Genomic DNA, 15,741 nt, shown 5'->3' on the forward strand with positions numbered 1-15,741 from the left:
CCCCTGGGCCAAACTGCTCTGGATCATAATTATTTCATCGCATTTCCCGACGGCAGGTGCTCAAGCACGCAGGCCTTGGGCTGCAGCCGGTGACCGGCCGGTCGTCAGCGCCAAGTTTTTCTACTGTATATTTGCCCAAGGGTCGCCTGCGCCCCTAAAATGGCCGGATGCGCGATGATCTCTCTCTCCTGTTGAACTCTCTCAACGACGCCCAACGCCAGGCTGTAGCTGCGCCGGTCGGTCGTCAGTTGGTCCTGGCCGGTGCCGGCTCCGGCAAGACCCGTGTGCTGGTGCACCGCATCGCCTGGTTGATCCAGGTGGTGCAGGCCTCGCCGCACTCGATCCTGTCGGTGACCTTCACCAACAAGGCCGCTGCCGAGATGCGCCAGCGTATCGAACAGCTGATGGGCATCAACCCGGCCGGCATGTGGGTCGGCACCTTCCACGGCCTGGCGCACCGCCTGTTGCGCGCGCACTGGCAAGAGGCCGGGCTGAACCAGAACTTCCAGATCCTCGACAGCGACGACCAGCAGCGTCTGGTCAAACGCGTAATCCGCGAGCTGGGCCTGGATGAACAGCGCTGGCCGGCGCGCCAGGCACAGTGGTTCATCAACGGCCAGAAAGACGAAGGCCTGCGCCCGCAACATATCCAAGCCAGCGGCGACCTGTTCCTGGGCACCATGCGCAGCATTTATGAAGCCTACGAGGCAGCCTGCCAGCGCGCCGGCGTCATCGACTTCTCCGAGCTGCTGCTGCGCGCCCTGGACCTGTGGCGCGACCACCCGGGCCTGCTCGAGCACTACCAGCGGCGCTTCCGCCATGTGCTGGTCGACGAATTCCAGGATACCAACGCCGTGCAGTACGCCTGGCTGCGGCTGCTGGCCAAGGGCGGCGACAGCCTGATGGTGGTCGGCGATGACGACCAGTCGATTTACGGCTGGCGCGGTGCCAAGATCGAGAACATCCACCAGTACACCGCCGACTTCCCTGACGCCGAGCTGATCCGCCTGGAGCAGAACTACCGTTCCACCGCCGGCATCCTCAAGGCGGCCAACGCCCTGATCGCCAACAACAGCGGGCGCCTGGGCAAAGAGCTGTGGACCGATGGCGGCGATGGCGAACCGCTGAGCCTGTACGCTGCCTTCAACGAACACGACGAAGCCCGCTACGTGGTCGAGAGCATCGAAAGCGCACTCAAGACCGGCCTGGCACGCAGCGACATCGCCATCCTCTATCGCTCCAACGCCCAGTCGCGGGTGCTTGAAGAAGCACTGCTGCGCGAACGCATTCCTTATCGCATCTATGGCGGCCAGCGCTTCTTCGAACGCGCCGAGATCAAGAACGCCATGGCCTACCTGCGCCTGCTCGAAGGCCGCGGCAACGATGCCGCCCTTGAGCGGGTCATCAACGTGCCACCGCGCGGTATCGGCGAGAAAACCGTCGAAGCGATTCGCGAGCACGCGCGCCACGCCCAGGTTTCGATGTGGGAGTCGATGAGCCTGCTGATCGCCAACAAGGCGCTCAAAGGCCGTGCCGCCAGTGCCTTGGGCGCGTTCATGGAAATGATCGAGAACCTTGCCGCCAAAGTCCTGGAGATGCCCCTGCACCTGATGACCCAGACGGTTATCGAGCAGTCCGGGCTGATCGTCTATCACCAGGAAGAGAAAGGCGAAAAAGGCCAGGCCCGGGTGGAAAACCTTGAGGAACTGGTCAGCGCCGCGCGCAACTTCGAAAACAGCGAAGAAGACGCCGAATTGTCGCCACTGGCGGCCTTCCTCGGCCATGCCTCGCTGGAAGCCGGCGACGCCCAGGCCGACGAGCACGAAGACAGCATCCAGCTGATGACCCTGCACAGTGCCAAGGGCCTGGAGTTCCCTCACGTCTTCCTGGTCGGCATGGAAGAAGGCCTGTTCCCACACAAGATGAGCCTGGAAGAGCCCGGCCGTCTTGAAGAAGAACGCCGCCTGGCCTATGTCGGCATCACCCGCGCCATGCAGCAGCTGGTGATGACCTACGCCGAAACCCGCAGGCTGTACGGCAGCGAGACCTACAACAAGGTCTCGCGCTTCGTACGCGAAATTCCGGCCGGCCTGGTGCAGGAAGTGCGCTTGTCCAACAGCGTCAGCCGCCCGTTCGGCTCCGGTCAGCAGCAGAACTCGAGCAGCCTGTTCGCCAACGCCAACATCCCGCAGACCGCCTTCAACCTTGGCCAGCGGGTGCAGCATGCGGTATTTGGCGAAGGTGTGATCCTCAACTTCGAAGGCTCCGGCGCCCAGGCCCGGGTCCAGGTCAACTTTGCCGAAGGCAGCAAGTGGCTGATGCTCGGTTACGCCAAGCTCGAAGCGCTGTAACGCAGAAAATCCTGTAGGAGCGGGCTTGCCCCGCGATGCAATGTGACTTGCACGCCGTAATCGCGGGGCAAGCCCGCTCCTACAGCGTATTCAGATCATTCAGGCAAAAGCTGGAAACATTATGGCGCTGGTCATGTGTCCTACAACCTGTGCACCATGACGCGCGTGCAATCCACAAAACGGGAATACCCTTCTATGCAACGTTTTCTTAGCATCGCTTTGGCGCTGTGCATCGGCCTGACGATGAGTCTCGACGCCAACGCCAAACGCTTCGGCGGCGGCAAGAGCTCGGGCGCCGCGCCGACCCACCAGACCCGCCAGGCAGCCCCAGCTACCCCGGCTGCCTCGCCAACCGCGCCAGGTCGCGCACCTGCCGCCGCCAGCGGTGCTTCGCGCTGGCTCGGCCCGCTGGCCGGCCTCGCCGCCGGTGGCCTGCTGGCCTCCATGTTCATGGGCGACGGCTTCCAGGGCATGCAGATCTTCGACATCCTGATCATGGCGCTGATTGCCTTCCTGGCGTTCCGCTTCATCGCCGCCCGTCGCCGCAAGCAGCAGCCACAAATGGCCGCCGCCGGCCACGCGCCTTTCCAGCGTGAAGCGCACCAGCCTGCGCAGCCGTCGATCTTCGGTGGTTCGGCTGCACCTGCCGCCGCCCGTCCGGTAATCAACGCCCCGGCCTGGTTCAACGAGCAAAGCTTCCTGGCGGCTGCCCGCAACCACTTCCAGTCGCTGCAGCAGCACTGGGACGCCAACGAAATGGACAAGATCGCCGAGTTCGTCACCCCGCAGATGCTGCAGTTCCTCAAGCAGGAGCGTGCTGACCTGGGTGATGCCTTCCAGTCCACTTACATCGACGACCTAAATGTGCAACTTGAAGGTGTCGACGACCGCGCCGACAAGACCATCGCCACCCTGACCTTCAGCGGTGTATCGAAGACTTCGCGCTTCGACCAGGGCGAACCGTTCAGCGAAAGCTGGAACATGGAACGCGCGCCGGGCGAGAACCAGCCTTGGCTGGTTGCCGGGATCCGTCAGAACGGCTGATCTTGAGGCATTGCACAAAAAACCCCGGGCTTGTCCCGGGGTTTTGCTTTTAGCGCAGCAGGCTACTAGGGTATAACGCGCAGCGTGTCGTAAAGGTTAGAGGATAGAACCGTGGAAGAAGTCATCGAACAGCTCCGAGAAGCCAATGAACCGGTACCGGTGCCGCTGGAGTTGCCGGACGAAGACCAACTGGTCGAAATCGAAGAAGAGTTGTTCATCAACATTCCGTTCGTCTTCAAGGAGTTCCTGCTGACGGTCAGCGACGTGGTCTACGGCAGCCTGGAGCCGGTCACCGTCACCGACCCGCAGTCGCATACCTACTTGCCGGACGTGGCAGCCAATGCCTGGGATGCCGGCGTGCCGCGCGACCTGATCCCGATATGCCAGGACGGCGACGATTACTACTGCGTCGAAGAGGACGGCACCGTGGTGCTGTGGTCCGGCGAAGAAGAGATCGTTACCGAGGACAGCTGGGAATCGGTCTGGCACTGGGCGCGGGATGTCTGGCTGGAAAGCTGAATGAGAAATACCCGCATAAAATAATGGCTCTTGGCTATTAATGCTCGTAGAATCGCCACGCCTTCCCGCGCGTGGCGCTTCGCTACCGCTCCATCCCCTCGGACATTCGAACCGCCCCGCGCAGGAAGCGCCTCTTAGTGGTGGTTTTCCTGGTTGTTTTCCAGGGTCTCCAGCAAAGCGATCTGCATGCGTGTATGCACACGGATGAACCAGCGCCACAGCACCGCCACCACCACTGCCGCGACTATCACGATCAGCAACAGCAGCTCGCTGGTGGGCAGAATGCTGGCCGACAGCGCCGACAGCAGTAAAAAGATCACCCACAGCGACAGCAACGGAATGACCTCGGCAATCACCCGTCGAACCCGCTGGGTGTGGCGCCCGGCCATCTCCGGCTTGACCCCCATCTCCGCCAGCAGCATCGACAGCGCCTTGAGCTTGCGGTACGCAGCGATCAGGAAAGGCAGCGACAGCATCAGCGCCGCGCCCCAGATCAAGGCCTTCTGCTGGCCGACATCGCTGACCCATTCGCTCAGGTAGTCACCGATGCGCGCGGCAAAATAACCACCGCTGAAGAAGATCGCCACCACCAGCGCCAGGTTCACCCCCACCTGCAGCAGAATCCGTCGGATCATCGACGCCAACAATGCCCCTTGGCCATGGGGCTGGATGCTGCGCAGCCATTCGCCGTACAGCGACAGCACCCGCGACAGGCGCCCCGGCACGACCTTGGCGAGCTTCAGCGACAGCGGGTCGGCGGCGCGAATCAGATACGGGGTAAGCAGCGTGGTGATGGCCGAAACGGCTACCGCCACCGGGTAAAGGAAGTCGCTGGTGACCTGCAGGGTCATGCCCAGTGCGGCGATGATGAACGAGAACTCGCCAATTTGTGAAAGCCCCATCCCGACCCGCAGTGAGGTACGTCCGTCGTTGCCGGCGATAAAGGCGCCCATGCCGCAGGACAGCATCTTGCCCAGCACCACGGCAATGGTGATGACCACGATCGGCCAGGCATACTCGACCAGGATCGACGGATCGATCATCAAGCCGATGGCGACAAAGAAGATGGCGCTGAACAGGTCGCGTACCGGTTCGATCAGGCGCTCGATCTTCAGCAATTGGCGCGACTCGGCCATGATCGCGCCAATCAGAAAGGCGCCCAGGACCATGCTGTATTCAAGCTTGACCACCAACAGGCAAAAACCGAAACACAAGCCCAGGACGGTAATCAGCAGCATCTCGTTGCTTTCAAAGCGGGCCACGTAAGCCAGCAGGCGCGGCACCAGCAAAATGCCGATGACCAAGGCAACGATCATGAACAGCGACAGCTTGCCGACCGTGGAAAACACCTCACCCGAGCTCACCGTGCCACTCACGGCAATACCCGAGAGCAAGGCGATGATGCCGATGCCCAGGATGTCTTCGACGATCAGCACGCCGAAGATCAGTTGGGCAAAACGCTCGTTCTTCATCTTCAGGTCGTTGAGCGCCTTGACGATGATGGTGGTCGAGGAAATCGCCAGGATGGCGCCGAGGAACAGTGAATCCATGGTGTTCCAGCCGAACCAGCGGCCGATCTCGAATCCGATCCAGATCATCAGCACGATTTCCAGGAACGCGGCGATGAACGCCGTGGCCCCGACCTTGAACAACTTGCGCAGGCTGAACTCCAGGCCCAGGCAGAACATCAGGAAGATCACGCCGAGCTCGGCCAGGGTCTTGATCGTCTCTTCGTCGTGAATCAGGCCGAACGGCGGGGTGTGCGGGCCGATGATGAAGCCGGCAACAATGTAGCCAAGCACTACCGGCTGTTTGAAACGGTGGAAGAGGATAGTGACCACCCCGGCAACCAGCATGATCACTGCCAAATCCTGGATAAAGCTGATGGCATGCACGGCGTGGGACTCCTTACCTGGTATCCAGAGACAAGCCGCAACTCACCCGATGAATTGTCTGATTGAGTTGCGGGTACATAGCGTTTTAAATGTAGGAATGCCCACCTTGCATGGGCTTCTTCAGGTTAACACCGCCGCTTGTCGCGAAAAGCCGGTGCAATATGAAGAAACAGATCGACCAAAGCATCGCCGCAAATGGCACAAATAGCGTGACGGCAAGGCCGCTGTCAGCGTCCCGTCTACTTAGATGGGAATCGTATTGGGGGAAAGAAGCGTGAACAGCAATCGCCACCCCGCCTCAGCGCAACCTTACCGTGAGCACACTATGGAACCTGGAAACGCCCAGCTGTCGATGACCGTCCTGATGACCCCGGACATGGCCAACTTTTCTGGCAACGTCCACGGCGGCACGCTGCTCAAATACCTCGACGAAGTGGCCTATGCCTGCGCCAGCCGCTACGCCGGTCGTTATGTGGTGACCCTGTCGGTCGACCAGGTGGTCTTTCGCGAGCCGGTGCATGTCGGCGAGCTGGTGACCTTCCTCGCTTCGGTCAACTACACCGGCAACACCTCGATGGAAGTCGGCATCAAGGTGGTCACTGAGAATATTCGCGAGCGTTCGGTGCGCCACAGCAACAGCTGCTTCTTCACCATGGTCGCCGTCGACGACGACCGCAAGCCGGTTGCGGTGCCGCCGCGCCAGCCTGAAAGCAGCGAAGAGAAGCGCCGTTTCCTCCAGGGTAAACAGCGCCGGCTGATCCGTCAGGAGCTGGAAAAGCGCTACCAGGAACTCAAGGGCGACGCCCTTTAAGACCGCCCGTTAAAAGGCCAGAGGCTGCGCCGCAAAGCGCAGCCGCGGGTGCACGATGCGATCTTGCGCCCGCACCAGTTCCAGCTCGTAGCTGGCACAGGCCTGGGTTTCCAGCAGCACTTCGTGCACCGCGGCGGCGGTGAATTCAAACGCCGCTAGCCAGTCATCGCCGAGCAGCAAGCGCGCCAGGAACAAGCCTGATGTCAGGTCACCAACGCCTACCGGCTGGCGGGCGAATGCCAGCAGCGGGCGGCGGATGTGCCAGCTCCCTTCGCCGGTCACCAGCAGCATCTCGAAATCTTCCGCGCCACGCCCCGGGTACGCCAGGTGCTTGACCAGCACCGCTTTCGGGCCGCGCTCCAGCAGGCTACGGGCCATGTCGACACAGTCTTGCAGAGACTCGGCACGGCGCCCGCAGAAGCTGTCCAGTTCCAGCTGGTTCGGGCACAGCACATCAGCACGGGCCAGCGCTTCTTCGAGCAGAAACTCGCTGACCTCGGCCGGAACGATACAGCCCTTCTCGGGATGGCCCATCACCGGGTCGCAGAGGTACAAGGCGCGCGGGTTGGCCGCCTTGATCCGGGCCACGCCGCTGAGGATCGCCCGCCCCTGCTCGGCACTGCCCAGGTAGCCGGACAACACCGCATCGCAGTTGCCCAGCTCACCGATCGTCGCAATCCCTTCTACCAGTGCAGGTATTTGCGCTGGAGCAAGCACTTCTCCGGTCCACTGGCCATACTGAGTATGGTTGGAGAACTGCACGGTATTGAGCGGCCAGACCTTCACCCCGACCCGCTGCATGGGAAACACTGCGGCGCTGTTGCCGGCATGGCCGAAAACCACGTGGGACTGGATGGCGAGCAGATGCGGTGTACGTTTCATGCAGGTCTTCCGAAAGCGTAGGAATGAAAAACAAGGCGCGCAGTATGGCGCTAAATGCCACCTGTACGACAGACCGGGGAGGCAGTTAAGCTGGGCATACCTCGTTGGAGCATATGTAAATGTTGACCCTGGGAAATCTCTTCGTGCTGATGCTGCTGGCCACGGCAGGCGCTTGGTTGTGGCATAACCACGGCTTGCGTGAAAAGGCTCTGGAGCGGGTCAAGCAGCACTGCGCCAAGCTCGACCTGGAGCTGCTCGATGGCAATGTCGCGCTCAAGCGCATCGGCTTTGTTCGCGATGCCAACGGCCGCAAACGCCTGGCCCGGGTGTACAACTTCGAATTCACCGTGACCGGCGAACAGCGCCACCCCGGTACCGTCACCCAGTTCGGCGCCCATACCATGCAGATCGAACTGGCGCCCTACCCGTTCGAGATCAAGACGCCGCCACACCACGATAACGTGGTCGAGATGAACCAGTGGCGTCAGGACCACAACCGCTGGCGTAACTAGACGCGGCAGGCCAGCATGGCCTGTTTTAGCGCTTCAGGAGCTTGCGGCTCGGCGAAAATCAGCTCCAGCCGCGAGTCACGCCGCCATTCGCTGCGGCTCCACAGCAAGGACGGCTGTCCAGCCAGGGCATTGAGCGCTTGCCAGCCGTCCAGGCTGTGGATAACTGCCTTGGCCCGGCGCCAGTCCAACTCCCGCAGAAATTTCTCGATGCGGGCACGATCAAACACCTGAGCCGGGTGCCAGCGCCAACCAATGCTCCAGCCCTCCGCCGCCTCCTGGATGCTGCAAATTGGCTCCTGCGGATTTGTCCACAGGCTGCCTATGACTGCGGAAACACTGGCTGATGCCAGTTTATCCACAGCCAGGGAATGGCTTGGCGGAGCACTTGCCATCGGCACTTCGGACAACGGCAGATGGCCGAAATCGGTCCAGTACAGGCGAGCATCCGCCAGCCGGGAAGTTATCCACAAGCGCTGTTGTTCGTCCAGACCAGCGGATTTGTTCAGCACCAGCAGCCCGGCGCTGGCCAGGGTCGAGTGCTGAGCTTGCGGCAAGGCAACACCCGCAGCCAGCTGCTCGGCATCGAGCACCAGTACCGCCGGTTGTACCGCCAACACCCCCTGCCAAGGCGGTAAGCGCAGTTGCTCCAGCAACTGCAACGGATGGCCCAACCCGGATGGTTCGATAAACAGCCTATGCGGCCTGGCCTTGCGCAGCAGGCGACCCAGGCCGACCTGGAATGGCATGCCGTTGACGCAGCACAAGCAACCGCCGGCCACCTCTCCCAGGGCAATCCCATCGTCATCGGTTGCCAGCAGCGCTGCGTCCAGGCCGATCTGGCCGAACTCGTTGATCAGCACCGCCCAGCGCTCATCGGCGGGCCGCTGCGCCAGCAACTGGCGAATCAGGCTGGTCTTGCCGGCGCCGAGCGGGCCGGCAATCACGTGGGTAGGAATGTTCTGCAGCATGGGACGGAGAGTGCCTGAAATTTTCGTCACTATGCCGTTATATCAGGCCATCCAGTCAAGGCTGAGGATCAAACGCCGCTCACCATTGGCCAAGGCCGGCGAACGATGGACCAGCCCGCCTCCCTGATTACCAAGCCATTTCTCGCCCTTGAGCAAGGCCACCTCACCCTCGGCCAATTGGCGGATTGCCTCGGCATGCGGTTGCTCCCGAGCCAGTTGCGTACGGTCGATTGCACCTTCTCCCAGCCATTCACTACCCGGCCCGGCGTAGGTGCTCAGCAAACGCAGAGGGACGTGATCGACATGAAACCGCGGGCACATGGCGTTGCCCAGCGCCTGCAGGCGCAAGCCGACTCGTCGGGCGTCGAGCAAGCAGGCGTAGGCAGCCACCAGCCAGGCAACGTCGGTAACAAACGCCACATGGCCTTCCAGGTCGGCATACCCGCCCAGCAAGCTACTGAGGTCCGGCAACTGTTGTTGCTCATCCAGCTCGATGACCCGGCTTTCACCCAGTGGCTGGTTCAGCGACAGCAGCAAGCGGGCAAAGTCTTCGATCTGCACCGGCAAGCGGCGCTGCCATACCGCGAGATTGACGCCATCCTGCAACGCCTCGGTGAGCACTTGAGGCGTGTCGCCGAAGGCCTGGCGCATCACGCCGCGTCCTCGTCAAACCACGGGCCGAACGGGTCGGGCAGTTGCCGCCAACTGTTCACGCCTGCGGCCATTTCTGCATCGTCGAGCAGGCAGCTCGAGAGCTCGGCATCGAGCCGAGCGAAGTCGATATTCTGACCGATGAATACCAGCTCCTGGCGGCAATCACCACACTCTGCAGTCCAGTTCTTGAAGATCTGCGCGCTGCTCTGCTCATCCTGCGGCCACTGCTCACGGGGTACGAAGCGCCACCAGCGCCCGGCAAAACCGTGGCGCATCATGCCGCCGGCCTGCGACCAACTGCCGGCATCCTGGTGCTTGCTGGCGAGCCAGAAGAAGCCCTTGGAGCGCAGCAACCGGCCGTTGTCCCAGGGCCTGTGGATAAAATCGTAAAAGCGCTGTGGATGCAGCGGCCGGCGCGCTTGCCAGGTGGTCGCGGCAATTCCGTATTCCTCGGTTTCCGGCACGTGTTCGCCGCGCAGTTCCTGCAGCCAGCCAGGCGCCTGGGCGGCGCGGTCGAAGTCGAACAGACCGGTGTTGAGGATCTGCTGCAGCGCTACCTGACCCATGACCATCGGCACGATCTGCGCCTGGGCGTTAAGGCTGCGCAAGATCGCGCTGAGCTCTTCGCGCTCGGCGCTGCTGATCAGATCGATCTTGCTCAACAGAATCACGTCAGCGAACTCCACCTGCTCAATCAAGAGGTCACTGATCGAGCGCTCGTCTTCGTCACCAAGGGTTTCGCCGCGGCTGGCCAGGCTCTCGGCCGCCTGATAATCACGCAGGAAGTTCAAGCCATCGACCACCGTGACCATGGTGTCCAGGCGCGCCTGATCGGCCAGGCTGCGGCCTTGCTCGTCACGAAAGGTAAAGGTTTCGGCGACCGGCAACGGCTCGGAGATGCCGGTGGACTCGATCAACAGATAATCAAAACGCCCCTCGCGGGCCAGGCGTGCGACCTCTTCGAGCAGGTCTTCGCGCAGGGTGCAGCAGATGCAGCCGTTGCTCATCTCCACCAGCTTTTCTTCGGCGCGGTTGAGACTGACGTTGCGCTGCACCTCGCTGGCATCGATGTTGATTTCGCTCATGTCGTTGACGATCACCGCGACCCGCAGGTTGTCGCGGTTTTTCAGCACGTGATTGAGCAGAGTACTTTTGCCGGCACCCAGAAAGCCGGAAAGCACAGTGACGGGAAGACGGTTGGGCATGGGGGCTATCCTCATCGGGGCGAGTGCATTCGAACGATGCATTGCGCAATGTTATATTATAACAATACAATCTCGCCAACCCACTTCGCTCAGAACATGACCAAAGGCCGACCTGGAAGATGAAATCACGTTGCCTTTTTGCCTTCGCTGCATTGCTGCTGTGCGAATCCGCCGTTGCAAACGGCGCGCCCCTCAGCAACGGCCTGGCACTTTGTACCCGCAGTGCAACCTTGCTTGCCTGCAGCGATGCCCAGGGCAATTACTACAGCGTGCAAACCCAGGGCAGCACCACCTACCTGCGCGGCTTCGAAATGGAGGGCCGCCGGCTGTGGGCACAAACCAATAGCCGCTATGGCCAGCTGACTTTCTTCACAGGCGTGGCGAGCAATGGCGAAACCTGGGTCGGATACAGCCAGCGTGTGGGCTGGACCACCTTGAACAAGGTCTCCAGTTCCAGCGGGCAGCGTTTCAATCTGCGCTGCAATCGTCTGAGCGGCTGCCAATAGCCTTCTTGAAAAGTGAACCCCTGATGAGCGCTTTCACCCTTCCTGACATCGCTGCCCAAGCCACCACTTCCCAGTTGCCATTGGATTGGGTCGGCATGTGTGGCATTGCCCTGCCGCTGCAGATCGATGGGCAGATATTGCCAGCAACAGCCGACGCAGGCGTCAGCCTTGATGATGGCGCCTCCCGGGGCATTCACATGTCACGCTTGTACCTGGCGCTGGAAACCCTGGAACATCAACCCTTGAGTCCGGCGCTGATCGATGAAGTTCTGCAGGGTTTTCTCGACAGCCACATAGGCCTTTCCGCCAGTGCGTTCCTGACCCTGCGATTCGAACTGATGCTCAAACGCCCTGCGCTAATCAGCCCCTTGGCAGGTTGGAAAGCCTATCCGGTTACTCTGGATGCGCAGATAAAAGACGGAGTGTTCCACGTGGAACTATTTGTCGATGTGGCGTATTCCTCCACCTGCCCCTGCTCAGCCGCCTTGGCTCGGCAGCTGATTCAACAGCAATTCATCAGCGATTTTGGCAATCGCAGCTTGAGCCATGAAGCGATCTTGAGTTGGCTGGGTAGTGCCGAGGGTATTGTGGCCACGCCCCATAGCCAACGCAGTGCGGCAAAGCTGGAGGTTCGTCTGCGCCCAGGGATTAACGAACTGCCGATAGAAACGCTGATCAACCAGGCCGAGAGCGCCTTGGGCACCGCTGTTCAAACTGCGGTAAAGCGCGCCGATGAACAAGCCTTTGCCTTGGCCAACGGGCAGAACCTGATGTTCTGTGAAGATGCCGCCCGGCGCTTGAATGTGGCGCTGAAAACCCTGCCGTGGCTCAGCGGCTTCAACCTGCGTGTGGAGCATGCCGAAAGCTTGCATGCCCACGACGCAGTCGCTCACAGCCAATGGCGATGGTGAGGCGCTTCAACTACGCGGTTTAACCGTACCGCAGTCATTACCAAGCCACACTGCCCGGGTGTTCATACTGCCCTGCTGCTGCACACCGGACGCGTTGAAGGTACCGTTGACCTGGGTTGTGAACTCACGATCGCTGACGAACGTGGCTTCTCCATTGCCTTGGGCTTTCGGGCAGCTGAAGGTGAACTTCCAGACATTGCCGGTGCGCTCGGTGATCTTCTGGGTACAGCCAGACTTGGGATCCTGCAGCGGGATGTCATTGGTTTTTACCTGCTCCGGCGTCAGGCAAGAGCGCACACCTTGACCGGCGACGCTGATCCCTTGCTTGGCCAGGCCACCTTCGATCATCGCCCGTTGCTCCGGTGGCAGGTTCTTCAACTGACCGAGCATGAAGCCCATGTCTGGAAGCGGCTTGCCATCAACCTGCATGTTGCTGGTGGTCAGCTCCCAAAGGCCAGGTTGCAACATCTGCGCATGCACCAACGGGCTTGCCAGACCGAACATCAGTGCCAGCAGCGGCAGACGATTTTTCATGTAGTGACTCCTCGAAACTCCAGCCCCAAGCTGGAACACAGCTTAGACGTCAATTTGTGCTTTCGGTTGCAAGTGCTGCCATGAACATGCTCTGTTAGGGGTAGAGCCTTCGGACAGCAGGATGCGTATGGATTACCACAGCCCGTACTTCTTCGGTTACCTCATTGGCGTGATTCACTTGCTCGGGGCAATCGCCGCCTTGCACGCGGTGTTCACCGTACGCACCGCCCAGGGGGCAATTGCCTGGGCCTTATCGCTGCTGTTCATTCCCTACTTCACCCTTATTCCCTACCTGGTGTTTGGCAGCCGTACCTTCGACGCCTACATCCAGGCCCGGCGCCAGGCCAACCGTGAAATGCATGTGGCCATGGCCGATCTCAACTGGCGACCCTGGGTCGAAGAGGCCTTGGCAGCCCGCAATTCAGAATCCTATGCCGCGCTGCGGGCGATGCCCAAGCTGGGACGCATGCCGTGCCTGGCCAACAATCAGGTGCGTTTGCTGATCGACGGCAAGGCTACTTTCGACGCCATCTTTCACGCCATTGCCGGCGCACGCGACACGGTGCTGGTGCAGTTTTTCATTATTCACGACGATGAACTGGGGCGGCAGCTACAGGCCCTGCTGCTGAAAAAGGCCGCCGAAGGCGTCAAGGTCTACGTGCTCTACGACAGCGTCGGCAGCCATGCCCTACCCTCTGCGTACAGCCATAAGCTGCGTGCAGGCGGCGTCAATATCCGCGCTTTCGCCACTCGCCGCGGCTGGTTCAACCGCTTCCAGGTCAACTTTCGCAACCACCGCAAAATCGTCGTGGTCGATGGCCTGCAGGGTTTTCTGGGTGGCCACAACGTTGGCGATGAGTACCTGGGTGGCAATCCCAAGCTCTCCCCTTGGCGTGATACTCACGTCCAGGTCAGCGGGCCAGTGCTGGCCTGCCTGCAGGAATCGTTCGCCGAGGACTGGTTCTGGGCGTCGCGCCAACTGCCGCCCTTGATCCTGCCGGACACCTACCCGGAAGATGGCGTGCTCTGCCAGGTATTGGCCAGCGGGCCGGCCGATCCGCAAGAAACTTGCTCGCTATTCTTCGTCGAAGCCATCCACTCGGCGCGCGAACGCCTGTGGATCACCAGCCCCTACTTCATCCCTGACGAAGCGGTGTTCGCAGCCCTGCGCCTTGCAGTGTTGCGCGGGGTAGATGTGCGCATCCTGATTCCTTCGCGTGCAGACCACCGTATCGTCTACGCCGCCTCCAGCCTGTTCGCCTTTGAGGCGGTGCGCGCCGGGGTGCGGATGTTTCGTTTCGAACCTGGATTCCTGCATCAGAAGGTGGTGCTGATCGACAACGAGATCAGCGCCATCGGCAGCGCCAACCTCGACAACCGATCGTTTCGCCTCAACTTCGAGATCATGTTGCTGACCGTAGACCGCGCATTTGCCGATCAGGTCGAAGCGATGCTCAGCCATGACTTCGACCAATCCCGGGAAATCACCGCCGAAGACAGCCGCGATACACATCGCCTGCAGCAGCTGGGGATGCGTATCGCCCGGCTGATTTCGCCGATTCTGTAAGGTGCTTTAACGGTAGAAGTCTTCGCGGGTCAGCGGCAAATCGTGGCTGCCATCGGCAAAGGGTTTGACCGCAAGGATCTGGTGCAAATTGATCCAGCCCCTGGCAAAGGCATAGGAGCAACCAGCCAGGTACAGGCGCCAGATGCGCAGGGCTTTCTCTGGCACCAGCGCGCCAGCCTTGTCCAGCTGTGCTTCGAGGCGGTTGCTCCAGTGCTCGAGGGTGCGCGCGTAATGCAGGCGCAGGCTTTCGACGTCGACAATCTCCAGCCCCGCTTCACTGATGCGTGCACTGATCATCGACAGGTGCGGCAGCTCGCCATGGGGGAACACGTAGCGCTCGATGAAGCTGCCCGCGCCGCGCCCGACCGGTCGCCCGTCGGTGTGCCTGGCGGTGATGCCATGGTTCATCACCAGGCCACCTTCGCGCACGGCGCCAAACAAGCGCTGGCAATACAGCGCCAGGTTGGCATGACCCACGTGTTCAAACATGCCGACACTCACCACCTTGTCGAAGCGACCGTCCTGGGGCAGGTCGCGATAATCGAGTATCTGCAGCTCAACCTGCCCTTCCAGGCCATCGGCCTTGACCCGCTCACGGCCGAGTTTGAGCTGCTCTTTGCTCAGAGTGATGCCGAACACCTTGGCACCGAACTCCCTGGCTGCGTAGCGCGCCAGCCCGCCCCAACCACAACCGACATCCAGCAGGTAGTCGCCCTTCTTCAAGCGCAGCTTGCGGCACAAGTGCTCGAACTTGTTCTGCTGGGCTTGCTCCAGGGTGTTGGTGGGCGATTTGAAATAGGCGCAGGAGTAGGCCATGTCGCTGTCCAGCCACAGCTGGTAGAAGGCGTTGGACAGGTCGTAGTGGTAGGAAATTGCTGCCGCATCGGTAGCCTTGTCATGCTCGGTGCGCACCGGCTGATCGTCTTCTTCATCCTTGAGCAAAGCCACGCTAAGTTCGTCACAGACGCGGATCACCTCACTGATGGAGCCCTCCAGTTCCAGCTTGCCTTCGACGAACGCTGCCCCCAACTCATCCAGGCTTGGATGGGTCAACTGAGTAATCAGCTGCGGGTCCTTGACCAGGATGGTCACCTGCGGCTTGGGCCCCAGATCGAACGCATTGCCATCCCAAAGTTTGAGTCGCAGTGGCAGTCGCAGGCTTTGCAGAACAGGTGGAAGTTGCGCAAGCATGAAATGAGCCTCCTTTTTTCATCGGACGTCTGCCCAAAAGGGTAGTTCATCTGCCGGAACTTTCAGCTTATGCCGACCATAGTCTGAGCCTATCTAGCCCGTTGCAGACCTTGCGCCGGGGGCTGGAACCTACGATTTATTGTATACAATCGAGCGATTTGCAGATTAGTCTTGGCGCCATTGTCGATTCT

At 60.9% G+C, this 15,741-nt stretch carries 15 protein-coding genes; 8 read left to right on the forward strand and 7 right to left on the reverse strand.

What is annotated here, in order from left to right; genetic code table 11:
- Window positions 1-167 precede the first annotated feature (167 nt).
- The 3 genes from uvrD to LOY34_RS27145 all read left to right on the forward strand — a co-directional run bounded on the left by uvrD (window position 168) and on the right by LOY34_RS27145 (window position 3,914).
- Window positions 168-2,351: a DNA helicase II gene (gene uvrD, locus LOY34_RS27135; RefSeq protein ID WP_045199464.1), complete on the forward strand. Its 2,184-nt coding sequence runs from the start codon at window positions 168-170 to the stop codon at window positions 2,349-2,351.
- Window positions 2,352-2,546: 195 nt separating this feature from the next.
- The gene (locus tag LOY34_RS27140; RefSeq protein ID WP_045199463.1) at window positions 2,547-3,395 is read left to right on the forward strand and encodes a Tim44 domain-containing protein; all 849 of its coding nucleotides are present in this window, start codon (window positions 2,547-2,549) and stop codon (window positions 3,393-3,395) included.
- Window positions 3,396-3,506: 111 nt separating this feature from the next.
- Window positions 3,507-3,914 (forward strand): SMI1/KNR4 family protein, encoded by a 408-nt coding sequence (locus LOY34_RS27145; RefSeq protein WP_010222784.1) that lies wholly within the window; start codon window positions 3,507-3,509, stop codon window positions 3,912-3,914.
- Between the two features lie 134 nt (window positions 3,915-4,048).
- Here the strand turns inward: LOY34_RS27145 and LOY34_RS27150 are convergent, their stop codons facing one another.
- Complete coding sequence (locus LOY34_RS27150) at window positions 4,049-5,809, reverse strand: cation:proton antiporter (RefSeq protein ID WP_195885337.1); 1,761 nt, start codon at window positions 5,807-5,809, stop codon at window positions 4,049-4,051.
- A gap of 325 nt (window positions 5,810-6,134) precedes the next feature.
- Between LOY34_RS27150 and LOY34_RS27155 the strand changes: the two genes are divergently transcribed.
- On the forward strand, window positions 6,135-6,620 hold the full coding sequence (locus LOY34_RS27155; RefSeq protein WP_045186257.1) for an acyl-CoA thioesterase: 486 nt from the start codon (window positions 6,135-6,137) through the stop codon (window positions 6,618-6,620).
- Between the two features lie 9 nt (window positions 6,621-6,629).
- Here LOY34_RS27155 and pdxY read toward each other — a convergent pair whose 3' ends face one another.
- Window positions 6,630-7,502, reverse strand: coding sequence for a pyridoxal kinase PdxY (gene pdxY, locus LOY34_RS27160; RefSeq protein WP_195885338.1), 873 nt, complete (start codon window positions 7,500-7,502; stop codon window positions 6,630-6,632).
- Between the two features lie 119 nt (window positions 7,503-7,621).
- Between pdxY and LOY34_RS27165 the strand changes: the two genes are divergently transcribed.
- Window positions 7,622-8,014, forward strand: a complete 393-nt coding sequence (locus LOY34_RS27165; protein WP_045199457.1) for a DUF3301 domain-containing protein — start codon at window positions 7,622-7,624, stop codon at window positions 8,012-8,014.
- Here the strand turns inward: LOY34_RS27165 and LOY34_RS27170 are convergent.
- The 3 genes from LOY34_RS27170 to zigA are packed head-to-tail and all read right to left on the reverse strand — an operon-like array spanning window position 8,011 to window position 10,841.
- Window positions 8,011-8,982, reverse strand: coding sequence for a GTP-binding protein (locus tag LOY34_RS27170; protein ID WP_195885339.1), 972 nt, complete (start codon window positions 8,980-8,982; stop codon window positions 8,011-8,013). The genes LOY34_RS27165 and LOY34_RS27170 overlap by 4 nt on opposite strands.
- Window positions 8,983-9,024: 42 nt before the next feature.
- Entirely contained in the window at window positions 9,025-9,633 is a 609-nt protein-coding gene (locus LOY34_RS27175; RefSeq protein WP_195885340.1) for a DUF1826 domain-containing protein, read from the reverse strand.
- Window positions 9,633-10,841, reverse strand: a complete 1,209-nt coding sequence (gene zigA, locus LOY34_RS27180; RefSeq protein WP_195885341.1) for a zinc metallochaperone GTPase ZigA — start codon at window positions 10,839-10,841, stop codon at window positions 9,633-9,635. Before zigA ends, LOY34_RS27175 begins: the two co-directional genes overlap by 1 nt.
- A 119-nt stretch (window positions 10,842-10,960) precedes the next feature.
- Between zigA and LOY34_RS27185 the strand changes: the two genes are divergently transcribed.
- Both LOY34_RS27185 and folE2 read left to right on the forward strand, forming a co-directional pair.
- Window positions 10,961-11,347: a hypothetical protein gene (locus LOY34_RS27185; RefSeq protein WP_045199449.1), complete on the forward strand. Its 387-nt coding sequence runs from the start codon at window positions 10,961-10,963 to the stop codon at window positions 11,345-11,347.
- A 23-nt stretch (window positions 11,348-11,370) separates the two neighbouring features.
- Window positions 11,371-12,258, forward strand: coding sequence for a GTP cyclohydrolase FolE2 (folE2, locus tag LOY34_RS27190; protein ID WP_195885342.1), 888 nt, complete (start codon window positions 11,371-11,373; stop codon window positions 12,256-12,258).
- Between the two features lie 6 nt (window positions 12,259-12,264).
- Here the strand turns inward: folE2 and LOY34_RS27195 are convergent, their stop codons facing one another.
- Window positions 12,265-12,792 carry a DUF3617 domain-containing protein gene (locus LOY34_RS27195; protein WP_195885343.1) on the reverse strand — a complete coding sequence of 176 codons (528 nt, stop codon included), beginning with the start codon at window positions 12,790-12,792 and terminating at the stop codon, window positions 12,265-12,267.
- 127 nt (window positions 12,793-12,919) lie between these two features.
- On the opposite strand from LOY34_RS27195, the gene cls reads away from it, so the two are divergent.
- Entirely contained in the window at window positions 12,920-14,359 is a 1,440-nt protein-coding gene (gene cls / locus LOY34_RS27200) for a cardiolipin synthase (protein WP_195885344.1), read from the forward strand.
- Window positions 14,360-14,365: 6 nt separating this feature from the next.
- Here cls and cfaB read toward each other — a convergent pair whose 3' ends face one another.
- Window positions 14,366-15,550, reverse strand: a complete 1,185-nt coding sequence (cfaB, locus tag LOY34_RS27205; protein ID WP_093377830.1) for a C17 cyclopropane fatty acid synthase CfaB — start codon at window positions 15,548-15,550, stop codon at window positions 14,366-14,368.
- Window positions 15,551-15,741 lie beyond the last annotated feature (191 nt).

Source organism: Pseudomonas sp. B21-009 (assembly GCF_024749345.1).
In the GTDB taxonomy this organism is placed as follows: domain Bacteria; phylum Pseudomonadota; class Gammaproteobacteria; order Pseudomonadales; family Pseudomonadaceae; genus Aquipseudomonas.